This window comes from Flavobacterium sp. 38-13 (genome assembly GCF_001899155.1).
Classification (GTDB): Bacteria; Bacteroidota; Bacteroidia; order Flavobacteriales; family Flavobacteriaceae; genus Flavobacterium; species Flavobacterium lindanitolerans.
Window position 1 is genome coordinate 68021 of record NZ_MKVG01000006.1, and the last position, 17049, is coordinate 85069.

General features: G+C 37.7%; 14 protein-coding genes and 1 tRNA gene. 12 read left to right on the plus strand and 3 right to left on the minus strand.

The annotated features are described in order from the left end of the window. The first annotated feature begins 264 nt into the window (after window positions 1–264). Window positions 265–2448 (plus strand): S9 family peptidase, encoded by a 2184-nt coding sequence (locus BGO88_RS02380; protein ID WP_286705811.1) that lies wholly within the window; start codon window positions 265–267, stop codon window positions 2446–2448. A gap of 55 nt (window positions 2449–2503) precedes the next feature. On the opposite strand, the gene BGO88_RS02385 is transcribed toward BGO88_RS02380, so the two are convergent. Beyond that, window positions 2504–4438: an amino acid permease gene (locus tag BGO88_RS02385; RefSeq protein ID WP_056066519.1), complete on the minus strand. Its 1935-nt coding sequence runs from the start codon at window positions 4436–4438 to the stop codon at window positions 2504–2506. A gap of 296 nt (window positions 4439–4734) precedes the next feature. Here BGO88_RS02385 and BGO88_RS02390 point away from each other — a divergent pair, with 296 nt between their 5' ends. From BGO88_RS02390 to BGO88_RS02440, 11 genes are all read left to right on the plus strand, one after another. Further along, complete coding sequence (locus BGO88_RS02390) at window positions 4735–5370, plus strand: peroxiredoxin (RefSeq protein ID WP_056066516.1); 636 nt, start codon at window positions 4735–4737, stop codon at window positions 5368–5370. Window positions 5371–5433: 63 nt separating this feature from the next. Beyond that, the gene (locus BGO88_RS02395) at window positions 5434–5742 is read left to right on the plus strand and encodes a thioredoxin family protein (RefSeq protein WP_056066513.1); all 309 of its coding nucleotides are present in this window, start codon (window positions 5434–5436) and stop codon (window positions 5740–5742) included. 30 nt (window positions 5743–5772) lie between these two features. Continuing rightward, window positions 5773–6030, plus strand: a complete 258-nt coding sequence (locus BGO88_RS02400) for a DUF6952 family protein (protein ID WP_056066510.1) — start codon at window positions 5773–5775, stop codon at window positions 6028–6030. Between the two features lie 774 nt (window positions 6031–6804). After that, the gene (gene tpx / locus BGO88_RS02405) at window positions 6805–7302 is read left to right on the plus strand and encodes a thiol peroxidase (RefSeq protein ID WP_286705812.1); all 498 of its coding nucleotides are present in this window, start codon (window positions 6805–6807) and stop codon (window positions 7300–7302) included. A gap of 14 nt (window positions 7303–7316) precedes the next feature. Then, window positions 7317–7691, plus strand: coding sequence for a diacylglycerol kinase family protein (locus BGO88_RS02410; RefSeq protein ID WP_056066505.1), 375 nt, complete (start codon window positions 7317–7319; stop codon window positions 7689–7691). A gap of 40 nt (window positions 7692–7731) precedes the next feature. Continuing rightward, complete coding sequence (locus tag BGO88_RS02415) at window positions 7732–10212, plus strand: DNA translocase FtsK (RefSeq protein WP_286705813.1); 2481 nt, start codon at window positions 7732–7734, stop codon at window positions 10210–10212. 1 nt (window position 10213) lies between these two features. Beyond that, entirely contained in the window at window positions 10214–10858 is a 645-nt protein-coding gene (gene lolA1, locus BGO88_RS02420; RefSeq protein WP_286705814.1) for an outer membrane lipoprotein periplasmic chaperone LolA1, read from the plus strand. Window positions 10859–10865: 7 nt separating this feature from the next. Continuing rightward, window positions 10866–12323, plus strand: a complete 1458-nt coding sequence (locus tag BGO88_RS02425) for an LptF/LptG family permease (protein WP_286705815.1) — start codon at window positions 10866–10868, stop codon at window positions 12321–12323. Further along, window positions 12323–13459, plus strand: a complete 1137-nt coding sequence (ribB, locus tag BGO88_RS02430; RefSeq protein ID WP_286705816.1) for a 3,4-dihydroxy-2-butanone-4-phosphate synthase — start codon at window positions 12323–12325, stop codon at window positions 13457–13459. Before BGO88_RS02425 ends, ribB begins: the two co-directional genes overlap by 1 nt. A gap of 157 nt (window positions 13460–13616) precedes the next feature. Beyond that, window positions 13617–13701, plus strand: a tRNA-Ser gene (locus BGO88_RS02435). A 296-nt stretch (window positions 13702–13997) separates the two neighbouring features. Continuing rightward, entirely contained in the window at window positions 13998–15392 is a 1395-nt protein-coding gene (locus tag BGO88_RS02440; RefSeq protein ID WP_286705817.1) for a site-specific integrase, read from the plus strand. Window positions 15393–15453: 61 nt separating this feature from the next. On the opposite strand, the gene BGO88_RS02445 is transcribed toward BGO88_RS02440, so the two are convergent. Further along, complete coding sequence (locus BGO88_RS02445) at window positions 15454–16683, minus strand: tetratricopeptide repeat protein (RefSeq protein WP_286705818.1); 1230 nt, start codon at window positions 16681–16683, stop codon at window positions 15454–15456. Between the two features lie 14 nt (window positions 16684–16697). After that, a partial coding sequence (locus BGO88_RS02450) for a hypothetical protein (RefSeq protein ID WP_286705819.1) occupies window positions 16698–17049 on the minus strand: 352 nt, incomplete at its 5' end.

A 17049-nucleotide genomic window follows, 5' to 3' on the forward strand; every position in this document is an offset into this window, starting at 1 on the left:
CTTAAAAATCTGTGTTAATCTATGCAATCTGTGGCATGCCTTTTTGATTTCAGCATAATCAGGAACGCGGATTACACTCGTTTTTGTATTATCAACTACATCTTAATATTCTGCAATAATCCGTATAATCTTTAGTGTATGTATTCAAAAAATCAAAATCTTATAAGGTCAAAGATGGCATTACTTTTTTAAGGAATATTTGTAACAATCTTTCATTTCCACGACTACTATTTTGAGTAAATTAGCGACTTTAATTTTAACAACATGAAAAAAATATCTTTTTTATCGGCTTTCCTTCTGGCTGGGATTGTCGCTTATGCCCAAAAGAACCTTACTATTGAAGAGGCTACTTTTGGACAATATCGAAACTTTGCCGTTGAAAACCTGGTGGCTCCAAAATGGAGAAAAGACACCAAAGCCATAACCTATCTGGATAATTCTTATTCAAAGCTGGTTTCAAAAAGCGAAGAAGGCAATTGGACAGAAACAATTGTTTTGACAAAAGCCGACCTTCAGACAGCCTTGAAAAACAAATTTTCTACTGATGAATTCCAATTGAGAATGTTCCCGTATTCTTATACGTGGATTGACAAAAGCACATTGGAATTTGAAGTAGACGGAAAGAACTCCAAATATCTTATCCAATTTGATGTTGATAAAAAAGAAGTCAAAAACGGCATTGCTTTTTCTTCAGATGGAAGAAACCAGATTATTTCGTCAGATGGAAAATATGCAGCCTGGCTAGATAACAATAACATTAAGATTACTACCAATTCAGGGCAAACAACTAACGTGACTTCTGATGAAAATGCCGGGATAGTAAACGGAAGCGATTATACACACAGACAGGAATTTGGAATCAACCGCGGAATGTGGTGGAGTCCAAAAAATGACAAGCTGGCTTATTACAGAAAAGATGAAACAATGGTTGCCGATTATCCGCTTACTGATTTTAGTGCGCGAATTGCCGCCAATAAAAACATCAAATACCCAATGGCGGGTATGAAAAGCGAGGAAGTAACTCTTGTGGTTTATGATATAAATACCAAGAAATCGGTAACATTGCAAACCGGAGAACCTAAAGAGCAGTTCCTGACCTGTATTACTTGGGACCCAAGCGGGAAATTCGTTTATATTGGCGTATTAAACAGAGAGCAGAACCATTTGAAATTAAACAAATATGATGCTTCAACGGGAACTTTAGTAAAAACGTTATTTGAAGAAAAAGCTTCTACTTATGTTGAGCCGTTACACGACCTGACTTTCCTTCCAAATTCTGCAACAGAATTTTTATACCGAAGTGAAAAGGACGGTTTTGAGCAATTGTATCTTTACAATACAGATGGCAAACAAGTTCGAAAACTGGGCTATAATGATGTTGTGGTTACCAGCCTATTGGATTTTGATAAAGAAGGAAAGAACGTATTCTACATCGGAACATCAAACAACGGTCTGGACAGACAGTTTTTTAAAGTGGATTTGAAATCAGGCAAAACAACACAATTGACAACTACATCCGGAATGCATGCCGGTAGCATTAGCAGTGACGGAACCTTATTGCTGGATCAATTTACCAATATAACTACTCCTAATGAAGTGGCCATTGTAAATTTAAAAACAAACAAATCAACCAATCTGATTAAAGCAAGCAATCCTTATCTGGGAAAAACAAATCTTCCAAAAATGGAATTGGTAAAAATAACTGCTGCCGATGGTAAAACACCATTGAATGGGCGTTTGATTTATCCTGCTAATTTTGATGCTACTAAAAAATATCCTGTAATGGTATATGTTTATGGCGGACCTCATGCACAGTTGGTACAAAACGAATGGCTTGGTGGAGCGGGTCTGTTTGATTTCTTTATGGCACAAAATGAATTTGTAGTCTTTACGGTCGATAACAGAGGAAGTGATGCCAGAGGAAGAGATTTTGAGCATGTTATTCACAGAAATCTGGGACAAAACGAAATGGCAGACCAGATGAAAGGAATCGAATTCCTGAAATCAAAAAGTTTTGTTGACCAGGACAGAATCGGGGTTTACGGATGGAGCTTTGGAGGTTTTATGACTACTTCTCTCCTTTTGAACCATAATGACGTTTTCAAAGTAGGCGTTGCCGGAGGTCCTGTTTGCGACTGGAAATACTATGAAGTAATGTATGGTGAAAGATATATGGATATGCCGCAGGAAAACCCTGAAGGTTATGAAAAAGCAAGCGTTATCAACAAAGCCAAACAATTGAAAGGACATCTGTTAATGATTCACGGAGCACAGGACCCGGTTGTTGTACAGCAAAACAGCATGGAATTTATCCAGGCCTGCATCAAAGAAGGAAAACAGGTTGATTATTTCTTATACCCTACACACGAACACAATGTTAGCGGTAGAGACAGAATCCACTTGAATCAAAAGATTGCAGATTATTTCTTCCTGTATTTGAAAAAATAATTTCCACTAATAGAAAAGAAAAGCCGGCTGATTAAGCCGGCTTTTCTTTTTATCTTTAATTCTCCTTTATAAAATTCAGTTTGCTGTGTTTTCTGCTATAGCCAAAGTAAATTGCCAATCCAACTAACAGCCAGATAAAGAAGTAAATCCAGTTCCAGACACTTAATTCTGCCATCATATACAAACAGCAAATTAATCCCAATAATGGTATGAGTGATAGATTTTGGCGGAATGCCCACACAGCCAGTCCTACCAAAACGGTAAGGAAAATCCACATTGGTATTTTGTGCTTGAATAAGGCAAAACCTGTTTCATATTTTAATGATTTATCTATGGGAAGCGATTCTACAACGGCAATGTATTCTGTTTCGTTTTCCTGAAAATCGCTTAATATCTGCTCTAAATCCGTAGTCTTATTAAATACCCTTTCTTTATGATTTTCAACCAGGAATTTATATACTTCTTCCGTTTCAGCTTTATTAAGAGAAGTAACGATGGAAGCCGGACTGTTAATCTGCGGTACATTCGTTATAAAATCCATCGTGTTCTTTTTGTTGTAGGTAAACGAATAAACAATACCTGCAAGCAGTAAAACAGGAACGATGTATTTGGAATTGATATAAGGCGTTTTGAACTTCCCTCGCGGAATATTTGGTTTGTTCTGCAATACAAGTACACCCGTACAAACAAGTACAAAAGCAAATAATGTTCCTATACTGCACAAATCCGTAACCATGGTCAGATTTAGGAAAAGAGCCGGAATAGCAACCACGAAACCTGTTACGATGGTTGCAAAAGATGGCGTCTTGAATTTAGGATGCACTCTTGAAAATTTCTGTGGCAACAAACCATCGCGGCTCATGCTCATCCAGATTCTTGGCTGTCCCATCTGAAATACCAACAATACGCTGGCCATAGCTACAACGGCACTTACCGCTATAATTCCTGACATCCACTTCAAATCCAGCTTTTCAAACACAAAAGCCAAAGGGTCACCTACATTCAGGGAATTGTATTTTACCATACCAGTTAATACCAACGCAATAGCAATATACAGAATTGTACATATAATAATAGCCCACATCATCCCTCTAGGAAGGTCGCGTTGCGGATTCTTACATTCTTCGGCCGTAGTAGAAATGGCATCAAAACCAATATAGGCAAAAAACACAGCAGAAACTCCTTTTAGCACGCCATTCACCCCATTTGGTGCAAACGGATTCCAATTTTCCGTATCTACATAAAAAACACCTACAGCAATTACCAAAAGTATGACACATAGCTTGACAACAACCATCAGGTTACTGGCATTTCTGGATTCTTTCATTCCTCTGTATACCAAAGCAGTTATCAAAACGATGATGAATAAGGCAGGAATATCTGTTACCAGATGAAAAGAACCTATTACAGGCGAAGTTGTCCAGGCTGTATAAGCATCCTGTAATCCTGCATCCAGATTGGCGAATGATTTTCCGCCCTGCATTAAGGCAGTTGCTTCTGCATAGCCGTTAGAAGCTGTGAGATAATCCATCTGTATCCATTGCGGCAGATGGAGACCACCGCTTTCGAGCAGTCCGGTGAAATAATCACTCCATGATATGGCTACGGTAATATTCCCGATGGCATATTCCATAATCAGTGCCCAACCAATAATCCAGGCTATCAATTCCCCAAAAGCAACATAAGAATAAGTATAGGCGCTACCTGAAACAGGCACCATTGAAGCAAATTCAGCATAGGCAAAGGCTGCAAAACTACAGGCTAAGGCTGTAAACAAGAATAAAAAGATAACTGCCGGACCACCATCAGCACTGGCTTTTCCAATAGTACTGAAAATTCCGGCACCAACTATGGCTGCAATTCCAAAAGCCGTCAGGTCTCTGGCTGTCAGGTGTTTTCCTAATGAACTGTGTCCGTCTATTTCGTTTTTTTCAACCTGCTTTAAAATATCCTGTACTGTTTTCTTTCTGAATAAACTGGAAAAACTCATATATGGAAGTGCGTATTTAATTGATTTTGTGGAGAATCTATTTCTATGGTTTAAAATTTAACCAAAAACAAATATATAAAACCAAACTTAATAATAGGATTTATGAAAAAGAAAAATGCCAAAACTGCGAATTCAATAAAAATAGAAATCAAAAATTAGAAGATTCTCAGCCTACCCAAAACAATAGCCTTAAACTATCGATAAATAAATATATATAATAATTTTCTATGTGTAAAAGTAAATCATAAGTGTAGTTTTGCATCAGATAAAAAAATAACTTTTAAACCAAATATATTATGTCATTAGTAGGAAAAAAATTCCCAAGCATTGCAGTAGATGCTATCTCAGAAATGGGTGATAATCTAAAAATCAACATTTTTGAAGAAGCAGTAAACAACAACAAAAAAGTATTATTGTTCTGGTATCCAAAAGATTTCACTTTTGTTTGCCCAACAGAACTACACGCCTTCCAGGCTGCATTGCCAGAATTTGAAAAAAGAAACACTATCGTAATCGGAGCTTCTTGTGACACTAACGAAGTACACTTTGCATGGTTGAATACACCAAAAAGCAACGGGGGAATCGAAGGTGTAACCTATCCTATCTTAGCGGATACTAACCGTAACCTTGCTAACATCCTTGGAATCTTAGACATAGAGTCTACTAGCTACAGCGAAGAAACAGATTCAGTAATCATCGAAGGTTCAAACGTAACTTACAGAGCTACTTATTTGATTGATGAGACAGGAAAAATCTTCCACGAAAGCGTAAACGATATGCCGTTGGGAAGAAACGTTGCTGAATACTTAAGACTAGTCGATGCTTATACTCACGTACAAACTAAAGGTGAAGTATGTCCTGCTAACTGGGAAGAAGGAAAAGAAGCGATGTTTGCTACAAGAGAAGGTGTTGCTTCTTACCTGAATAACTAATAACAATTTCGATTGCCGTCTTTAATGTAAAGACGGCAATTTATAAACACAAAAAAGATTGCTATGTTAATTGATTTAAACGAAGACACATTACAGAATTTAGTAAATTCTAACGAAAAAGTTGTCGTGCAATATTCTGCTTCCTGGTGTGGAAACTGCCGTATCATGAAGCCAAAATTCAAAAAACTGGCTTCAGAAAACGAAAATATCACTTTCGTTTTGGTAGATGCTGAAAATTCACCGGAATCCAGAAAATTAGCCAACGTTTCCAATCTGCCTACTTTTGCGACTTTCGTAAACGGACAGTTGGTAAACCAGACGCAAACAAATAAAGCAGAAGTTTTATCAGAATTGGTAAATGAAATAGCTTAATTGAACCATTAAAAATTTAAGAAATCAAATATGAAATTACCCGTTATCAAACATCTGACTCAATTTATTGAAGAAAATGACCAGGATTATATAATTGAAACCATCGAAGTGCTTGAAGCTTTGACCGAAGTCCCGTCACTCAAGGATGAAGAACTGGATGTTATCGGGGAATTGATTTCTAATATGTACGGTGCTCTTGAAGTCAATAAGATGATTAAAGACGGTACAGATAAAAAGGAAGCGCTCAATAAGTTTATGCAGCGGGTTCTTGGCTCCATTGACAAATAAATCCTTTTTGCCTTATAAAATTTGCTCTCTTTACGGGGGCTTTTTTTTTGTTTATTACTTCTGTATTTTCATAAAGTGCTACAATAGTTTTTAAAGTTTGAAATGTTCCTAAAAAACAATATGTTTGTAGGGTAAGCTTAGAAAGTTTCTTTTTTGTTATGACAGGTGAAATGTTTCCAATAAAAAGTTTTTCTATTCTACAGATACCGCATCTTGTAGAGTCTGGCTGTTTGATGGCTGACAAGTCTCTAATCCGCAAATCCAAAATCATCTTCCCGAATTTATAAGCACCCGCGAGTGTGCTTAAAAACCTGAATCTATACCGCTAAATTTTTAGTGGGCATTGCTATGCCCGCCGCTTACTCGCAGGTATATTTTTCTATAGGTTTTATATTCCCCTGATACAAGAATTTTATTTCAAAACATTTAAAAGTTATTATCATGGCTAAAGGAAAAAACTTAAAAGCCCCGACAGTTGATTTAAAAGAAAAGAAACAAGAAAAAATAAAACAAAAATTAGAAGCTAAACAAAATCGTAAGCGCAAATAATAATTCTGTCCAAAGCCCATTGCTGTTGCAATGGGCTTTTTATATTGATTCACTGCTACAAACCTGAATTGAAAGCAGCTCTATATCACCAATTCAAACATTTCAAATCACTTTTCTAGCCGTCACCAAATCCCCGCCGGTTCCATATACCATGAGAGTTTTTTAACATCACTCCTTTTAACAAATATATTTTTCATACTTTTGAACCTTATAAAATTTAAAAAAATGGCAACAGTAACATTAGGAGGAAATCCAATAAAAATAAGCGGTGAGTTACCTAAAGTAGGTTCAAAAGCACCTGATTTCAAATTAGTAAATAAAGATTTAGGCGTTGTATCCCTATCTGATTTTGCAGGAAAAAAATTAGTGCTGAACATTTTCCCTAGTATCGATACGGCCACTTGTGCTACTTCTGTCAGAAGTTTTAATGCTAAGGCAAGCAGTTTGGAGAATACTACTGTACTTTGTATTTCAAGAGACCTTCCATTTGCTCAGAAACGATTCTGTGGTGCTGAAGGACTGGATAATGTAATCTGCCTTTCTGATTTCAGAGATGGAAGTTTTGGAAAAACCTACGGATTGGAAATTGCAGATAGCGCTTTGGCAGGCCTGCATTCCCGTGTGGTTATTGTTCTTGACGAAAACGGTACTGTGCTGCATACAGAACAGGTTTCTGAAATTGCCAACGAGCCGGATTATGAAAGTGCATTGGCCGTACTTTAAATTATAATACAAATATGAAGACAGACCATTCTTTTGTAACCGGGCGGCTAAAAAGTTTTAAGTATGCCATTCGTGGTGCTTACAAACTAATTTCAACCGAACATAGCGTTATGGTCCAATTCTTTCTGGGAATTGCAATCACAATTGCCGGATTCTATTTTAATATTTCCAAAACGGAATGGCTATTCCAGACAATGGCAATTGGGCTGGTCTTAAGTATCGAAGGATTGAATACGGCTGTGGAAAAAATAGCCGATTTTATTCATCCCAATTTTCATGATAAAATTGGTTTTATAAAGGATGTCGCTGCCGGAGCCGTGTTTTTTGCTGCGGTAGCCGCCATCGCTGTCGGCCTCATTATATATATACCGAAATTTCAAAATTTGTAGAAAATTTATTTATTTTTACATCTAATCATCTCCTCTTTTAATGGCTAAAACGACAAAAAAAGAAACTCCCGGCAAAAAGGATTCTCAATCTTCTGAGAAGAAAACATGGAAATTGACAAGACAACACAAAGTAATCTTCGGAGCTTTATTAGTCTTGTTTTCTATTGCCCTTTTGCTGGCTTTTATATCCTTTTTCTTATACGGTCAATATGACCAGAGCGCTGTAGATGCATTGGCAGACCGTTCTGTAGAAGTTCAGAACTGGTTAGGGAAATTTGGTGCTTACCTTGCCAATTTATTCTTATACCAGGGATTTGGTGTAGCCTCATTTCTTTTGGTACGCTTATTCTTCATAACCGGAATGTACCTTATTTTAGATTTGCCTGTAAAAAAACTTAAAAACACCTGGTTTTGGGATTTGTTTGCCATTATCATCATTTCCATATTATTTGGATTCTTTGCCGATTTCCTACCTGAACTGGGAGGTGTTATTGGTTTTGAAATGAATCTTTTCATGCAGGATTATCTTGGAAAAGCAGGTACCCTACTCCTATTGGTTTTTGGATTGCTTGTTTACCTGATTTTCAAAATGAAAGTTTCGCCGGATGCTATCAAAAACTATTTCGAGGAAAAAAAGAGAAAAGCAGAAGAAAGAGCCGTGGCCGAATCTGTTGCAGCTCCTGTAGCCGTTCAGGAACTGACAGACGAAATTTTGGAAGAGGATATTATCGAAGAAGAAGATATTATTGAAGAAGAGGATGAGGAAATTGAAGAACCTACCCTAAAACCGCTTTCCCAATTTGAAATCAATAAGGAAGCGTTAAAACCTACCATCAATAATCCTTCACATATTACCATCGAGCCAATCGTCAAGCCTCCGGTAGCTCCGGTACATTCGCACGAACCGGAAATTATAGAAACGAACGACGACGCTTTCGTCATTGAAAAATTTGCCGATGAAGATACGGTTATAGAAAACCTGGCTTCAAAACTGGTTGCCGATTTCGGAGAATTCGACCCTACTTTAGACCTGTCGAATTACAAATTCCCAACACTGGACCTCCTGAAAGAATATTCAAATGGTGGAATTACAATCAATCAGGAAGAGCTTGAAGAAAACAAAAACAGGATTGTTGAAACCTTACGAAACTATAAAATAGAAATTGCCCAAATCAAAGCTACGGTTGGTCCTTCTGTAACATTATATGAAATTGTTCCGGAAGCCGGTATCCGAATTTCAAAAATCAAAAGTTTGGAAGACGATATTGCCTTATCATTATCTGCTTTGGGAATCCGTATTATTGCGCCTATTCCGGGAAAAGGAACTATTGGTATCGAAGTGCCTAACAAGAATCCTACTATGGTTTCTATGAAAAGCGTTATTGGGGCTGCAAAATTCCAGGAAGCTGAAATGGAACTTCCTATTGCACTTGGTAAAACAATTTCCAACGAAACATTTGTTGTCGATTTGGCAAAAATGCCTCACCTTTTAATGGCGGGTGCTACCGGACAAGGAAAATCTGTCGGTTTAAATGCCGTATTGACGTCATTGCTTTACAAAAAACACCCGGCGGAAGTAAAATTTGTTTTGGTAGACCCTAAAAAAGTCGAGCTTACGCTATTCAATAAAATAGAACGCCATTACCTGGCCAAACTTCCTGATACGGAAGAAGCTATCATAACAGATAATGCCAAAGTAATCAATACGCTAAATTCCCTTTGTGTTGAAATGGATAACCGTTATTCTTTATTAAAAGACGCAATGGTGCGTAATATTAAAGAATACAACGAAAAGTTTAAGTTAAGAAAATTAAATCCTGAAAACGGGCACCGGTTTTTGCCTTATATCGTTTTGGTAGTCGATGAATTTGCCGACCTTATTATGACCGCCGGCAAGGAAGTGGAAACTCCTATTGCAAGACTGGCACAGTTGGCAAGGGCCATCGGAATCCATTTGATTATTGCAACGCAACGACCATCCGTTAACGTTATTACAGGTATAATCAAAGCGAACTTCCCTGCAAGGATTGCTTTCCGTGTTACCTCAAAAATCGATTCCAGAACTATTCTGGACACTCAGGGTGCCGACCAGCTTATTGGCCGTGGAGATTTACTATATACCAACGGAAATGACGTCATCCGTGTGCAGTGTGCCTTTGTAGACACTCCGGAAGTAGAAAAAATAACCGAATTTATAGGCGCACAAAAGGCCTATCCTAACGCATACCTGCTTCCCGAGTACATCGGAGAAGAAAATGGCATTAAACTTGATGTGGATATTAGCGAAAGAGATTCCATGTTCAGGGAAGCTGCCGAAATCATTGTTACAGCACAGCAAGGTTCAGCCTCCTTATTACAGCGCAAGCTGAAACTGGGCTATAACCGTGCCGGAAGATTAATTGACCAATTGGAAGCCGCCGGAATTGTTGGCCCTTTTGAAGGAAGTAAAGCCAGAACCGTTAATATTCCTGACTTGAATTCTCTTGACCAATTCTTTAACAATGAGCAAAATGATTTTTAAAATGAAAAGGTTATTACCCGTTATTGCATTATTTTTTATCTCCCTTACCTTTCAGGCGCAGAACAGCCAAAAAGCCAGAAATCTGCTGGATGAAGTATCCGCCAAAGTAAAAAGCTATGATAATATTGCTATTGACTTTAAATATTCCCTTACCAATCCAAAGGAAAACCTAAATCAGGAAAGCAAAGGGAATGTTATCATGCAGGGCAATAAGTATGTCCTGAACTTCATGGGAGTGACCAAAATCTATGACGGAAAAAAAATATATAATATTGTTCCCGAAGACGAAGAAATAAGCATTTCAAAATTTGACGAAAATGAAGAAGATGCCGTAACGCCATCCAAAATGCTGACATTTTTCAATCACGGATTCAAATATTCCTGGGACATCCTGCAAAACGTTCGCGGTAGAAAAATCCAATATGTGAAACTGGTTCCAACAAGCTCTAAAGACGAAAGAAAAGAAATCTATTTGGGTATTGATGTTCAGACCAAACATATCTACAATCTTATGGAAATAGGAAAGAACGGCTCAAAAACTACAATCACTGTTAATTCTTTTAAAACCAATCAGCCATTATCAAAAAATCAATTTACCTTTGCGGAAAGTAAATACCCTAATTACTATATCAACAAACTAGATTGATACATCGGTGAAAATTCTTGACAGATACATTTTAACGACATTTCTGAAGACATTAGCTACGGTTTTTGTAATCCTCTTTTTCATTTTTATCCTACAGGCAGTTTGGCTTTTTATTGCAGAATTGGCCGGAAAAGATTTGGATGTTCTTCTAATCGTAAAATTCCTTTTGTTCTATTCTCCAAAGATGATTCCTTTGGTATTGCCGCTTTCCATATTACTGGCCTCTATCATGACCTTCGGGAATCTCGCAGAGAACTATGAATTTGCGGCCATGAAATCTTCAGGAATTTCGCTCCAGAGAGCCATGAAAAGCCTGATGGTATTTATTGTCTTTTTAAGTATCATAGCCTTCTTTTTTGCCAACAATATTATTCCGTCAGCAGAATATAAATTCCTGAATCTTCGTAGAGACATTGTCCAGACAAAACCCGCTATGGCTATTGCAGAAGGACAATTTAGTGACGTAGGCGATTACAATATCAAAGTCAACAAAAAATCGGGAGACAAAGGCGAAAAGCTGAGCGGAGTGACTATTCATAAAAAAGCGGCCAACGGCATTGGAAACAATATTGTCATCAAGGCCAAAAATGGCTTATTGGTGAATCAGGAAGAATCTACTATGCTGCAAATGATTTTGTTTGACGGCAATTATTACGAAAATATTATCCCTAAGAAATACGAAGAGCGCAATAGAGTGCCTTTTGTGAAAGCTTCCTTTAAAAAGGACATCATCAACATCGATTTGTCCAAACTGAATACTGTGGAAGACGAATCGAATATTACGAATACCAATGCCATGCTTAATGTAAGTGAGCTTACTTACACTCTGGATTCACTTCATAAAAACTTTAATAAGGATTTGGTTTCCTTTGCAGAAAATATTTACCAGAGAAGCGGAATTATTAATTTTAGAGATCCAAATGCAGCAGCTGCCATCAGCAAACCTAAAAAAGACTCTAACATAACAGATCCGTTAAGCATTTTATCAACAGCCGACAAATCAAGAGCATTGGAAATTGCAATAAGTAACCTTGAAAGCGCTAAATTCTCTATTGAAGGCACAAAACAGGAAATGGAATTAAAGCAAAAAAACATCAATAACCACTGGCTGGCTTTGTATGAAAAATTTGTCATTGCTTTTTCCTGTATATTGATGTTCTTTATCGGAGCTCCTCTTGGTGCGATTATCCGAAAAGGTGGATTAGGATTGCCAATCGTATTTGCCGTCCTCATTTTTATTACCTTCCATTTTATCAATACCTTTGGCCGAAAGCTGGCTCAGGAAAACGGAATCCCACCATTTTTGGGTTCCTGGATGTCCTCATTTATTTTGTCCCCTTTGGCCGTCTTACTGACTTACAGGGCTACAAACGACATCGGATTGATTAATATGGATATTATCCTCTCTCCTATCCAGAAAGGATTCCAAAAATTATTCAGAATTAAAAACAACACACCTAAATAATGTCCGAGAATAAAATTACAAAGCTCAATACTATTGAAGAAGCGATTGAAGACATCCGTCAGGGAAAAATTATCATTGTAGTTGATGATGAAGATCGTGAAAATGAAGGCGACTTTATTGCCGCTGCAGAAAAAGTGACGCCTGAAATGATTAATTTCATGGCAACGCATGGTCGTGGGCTGATTTGCGCCCCGCTAACCGAAGCCCGCTGCAAGGAATTAGACCTCAACCTGATGGTTACCAATAATACGGTATTACACGAAACCCAATTTACGGTTTCTGTTGACTTGATAGGACATGGTTGTACTACGGGAATTTCCGTACATGACCGTGCCAAAACCATACAGTTTTTGGTTGACGACAACACGAAACCTGAAGATTTAGGACGTCCGGGACATATTTTCCCACTAAGGGCAAAACAAGGCGGTGTTTTAAGAAGAACCGGACATACAGAAGCTGCTATCGACCTGGCACGTCTTGCCGGGCTAAAACCGGCCGGAATACTTGTGGAAATCCTAAACGAAGATGGTTCTATGGCACGTTTGCCACAGCTGTTTGAAGTGGCTAAAAAATTCGACCTGAAAATCATTTCAATCGAAGATTTGGTAGCTTACAGAATGCAGCACGACAGTCTTATCCAAAAGAAAGAAGATTTCGAAATTGAAACCCGTTTTGGCACATTCAGACTTAGAGCTTATGTACAAACCACAAATAAGCAAGTCCATCTTGCCCTTACCAAAGGAAGCTGGAATACAGGAGAATCAATATTGACCCGTATTAATTCCACACAAGTCAATAATGACATCTTAGGGACGCTTACAAACGATCCGGATCAAAAACTGGAAAGAATGTTCCAACGTATCAATGAAGAAGGCAAAGGTGCCATTCTGTTCATCAATCAGGAAATCCAGCCTATTGAACTCCTGAATCGTATCACAGAACTAAAAGGATTACAGGAAAAAGGAGTTTTTAAGGCGCCACAGGTGAAAATGGACAACAAAGATTTTGGTATTGGCGCACAAATATTGCATGATATTGACGTTACCAACATCCGTTTATTATCCAATTCAGAGCAGACAAAACGTGTCGGTATGATTGGATATGGCTTAGAAATCATGGAATACGTCGAATTCTAAAAAAATAAATGAATTTTATTTTTGGTGTAAACACTAGAAAATGAAATAATTAAAAATGTTGCTGAAAAATGTTTTGAATTTTACCTTCAAAATGTTTTGAAACTCAAAAAAGGTTTCTATATTTGCACTCGCAATCAGGAAATGATAGCAACATACTGGAGAAATGGCAGAGTGGTCGATTGCGGCAGTCTTGAAAACTGTTGACTGTAACAGGTCCGGGGGTTCGAATCCCTCTTTCTCCGCGAAACGGCGAAAATGTTAAAATAAGCTTTAACGAATTCAGGCCAAAAAAAACTCTCAAACCGCATGAAGTCTATAGTTTTAACCAACTATGGACTTTTTTGTTTTTGGCCCCTTATACACAAAATTTACAAAAATGCCCAAAAAGTTTGTGGCACATTCGTGGCACAGCGGACAATTTAAAAAAGTGTGCCACAGATTTACACATAATAAACTGTATATCAACAAGTAAAGCACGTTTACATCTTGATTTAAGAACGATATTATCCGACATTTATTAACCTTAAAAAATTTTATTATGTTGGAAAACAGCTATGGGCTCACCTTCTTTTTGAAGACCCCAAGAAAATTAAAAGATGTGAGAATGGTTTATGCTAGGGTAACAGTTGATGGAGTGCCCAAAGAAAAATCAACGAATGAGCAGTGGGATATTAATCGATGGGACCAAAAACTTGGACGCGCAATTGGTCACAAGGAAGATGCCAAGGTACTCAATAACTTTCTTGACTCTTTAGAAACGAAGATTATCAATAGAAAAACTGAACTATTAAATCTTGGTAAAGCTATAACTGCTGAGAAATTAATCATGGTAATCAATGGGCGAATCGAGAAACGTAATAAGCTATTGGAAGAGTTTAAGGAACATAATGATGAAATAAAAGCCTTATCTGATGTGGGAGAGCTTTCAAAAGCGACATATGCAAAATATGAAAAAGCCAAAGGTCACATCAGCGATTTCCTGATGTTCCAATATGAGGTTGAAGATATGGAATTTGTCGATCTCGATTTTGCATTTATAAACAAATATGACCTATACCTCAGGACTGAGAAAAAATGTAATAATAATACAACTTTAAAATACATATCGAACTTTAAAAAAGTAGTGTTACGTGCAATTGACAAGGAAATCATAAAAATGGACCCGTTCAGACGTTTTAAGAGAAAACGCACCAAGGCAAATAAAAGACCTATTTCGAGCGAGCAGCTACGAACCTTGGAAAACAAAAAATTCTCCACGGAGAGATTAGAAGTGGTCCGAGATATATTTGTTTTCCAATGTTATACAGGCTTGGCTTATATCGATGTTTTCCAGTTACAGAAGAACGACATTCAAGTGGGAATCGATGGTGAATGGTGGATTATTTCAAATAGACAGAAAACAACTGCCGAGACTAAAATCCCATTACTACCAAAAGCAATCGATTTAATCAAGAAATATGAAAATCATCCCACCTGTCTTAAAAGAAATTCTGTTCTACCAGTACGATCGAACCAGAAATGTAATGAATATCTCAAAGAGATTGCCGATCTATGCAATTTTAATTTCAAATTAGAAACGCATAAGGCAAGAAGAACTTTTGCGTCTACTGTTACCCTTAAAAATGGCGTACCCATGAATATTGTTAAGGAAATGCTTGGACATGCCTCTATTTCCCAAACTGAAGAATATGCTATCACGGAAGAAGTAAGTATTGGACTGGAAATGCAAAACCTTAAGCAAAAATTGATGGAACAAGAATCAGGTAAGGAGAACAATTTGCAAATAATTGCAAGGCTTAAAAAGGAACTAGCTGCCATTGAGAATAATATATGCCAGAAAGAAAATGGTTTCGATATTGACATCAGCGTATTAAATGACCTTGAATTGCAGATTATCTCCTTAAAGGACAGGCTACTTTCAAAGACCGCATAATCAAATCAAAAAGCCTCCCATTTTTTTTGGGAGGCTTCTAATTACCTATAGGATTTGACAGCTATTTCTTTCCATTCGCTTTTGCCTCCTTCTCTTTTGCTTCCCATTCCTTTGCAAGTTTTTTATCCTTCTTAACCCCATATTCTCCATATCGTAATATATAATGAAGCATTCCCATTGCATACGAATCTCCTTTCTCTGCCGCTTTGGTATACCATTTAATCATCTCATCTGGATTGCTAATTTTTGATTCTTTATAAAGCTTTGCAAGAGAGAGCATGGCTTGAATGTCGTCCTTTTCTGCTGCCATTTCATACCATGTCACTGCATTCTTATAATCATCCCTATTATATGAGATGTCTCCCAATAAACGCATAGCTGATTTGTCATTTTTGCGGGCACCTTTTTTCAATAAAGCCTCTGCTTTTTTTTCATCCTTCGTTACTCCTGTTCCAGAATAATAGAATGCTCCAACAGTTGATATTGCCATCGGATCATCCTTGAGGGCTGCTCTTTCATACCATAATAAACTTTCCGAAAGGTTCTTTGTGACGCCTTGTCCACGGTAATACATCGACCCTAGATAAGACATAGCGCTAGTACATCCCAAATCTGCCGCTTTTTTTGACCATTTAAAAGCTTCGGAGTAATCCTGCACCACTCCATGTCCATAATTGTAGAGAGCGCCTACGCAGTACATGGCGTAAACATTTCCTTTATTGGCAGCATGCTGGTAGGAAACCATGGCTTTTTCATAATCACCCTTGTCATAATATATGTTTCCTAACATACATAGTGCCGCGGCATTTCCTTTGTCTGCCGTTTTTTGAAAATGGGACATGCCTTTATCAGGACCATTTTTCTCAAAGAGTTCCAAGCCCTTTAAAAAATCGGGATCGCTTTTATCTTTGATCCGCTGTTCCTGGTGCTTTATGATTTCCTCAACGGCATAGGCATCTTTAAATTTCTCAATAGGAACGATACTCTTGTTGCTGCCTGCAAATTTCATATACTGGTTCACCTGTGAACGTAGTGTTTTTAAAATTTCCTTATCAGGTTCAAATGGCATTGTCTTGTTAAGGGATACTATAATAATATAACTTATCTTATGGCTCCATTTGCCTAGCAGCCTTTCAGTTTCGAGGGCTTTTGTCGCGGCAGTTTGATAATCACCGGCGGCAAAGGCTTCTTCAGCTTCTTCAAACTGTATTCGTGCCTTGAGGTCGTTTTGCGCCCACACCTGGATTGAGGATAGGATTAGTACTAAAATTGTAATTAGTTTGTGCTTCATTATGTCTGTTTTAATCAATTATTCCAAAAATCATCCGCTTTTTTTGCTGCACCTTTTATTGGCTTGTCGGTTTTTCCAGATTCCCAAAAATCCGCGTTCTTGCTGTTTTTGACTGCATCGGCTGTACTTCCCTTATACTCCATAGTTACCGGAGTCAATTGTGCTTTTGGAGAAAGGCTGACCAGGCTGTTCCGCATCTGCTCTGCCGATTTTTTTTGTGTATAATAGCCCATCAGTACTATATCCTGCCTGCTGGTTTTCTTCTTAATATCGGCCACCAGCATATTTTTGAAAGGCCAGGTACCATCATTGTACTTCGCTACAGGAAAAACATTGCTGGTGTAGATATTTGGCTTGGTTTCATCC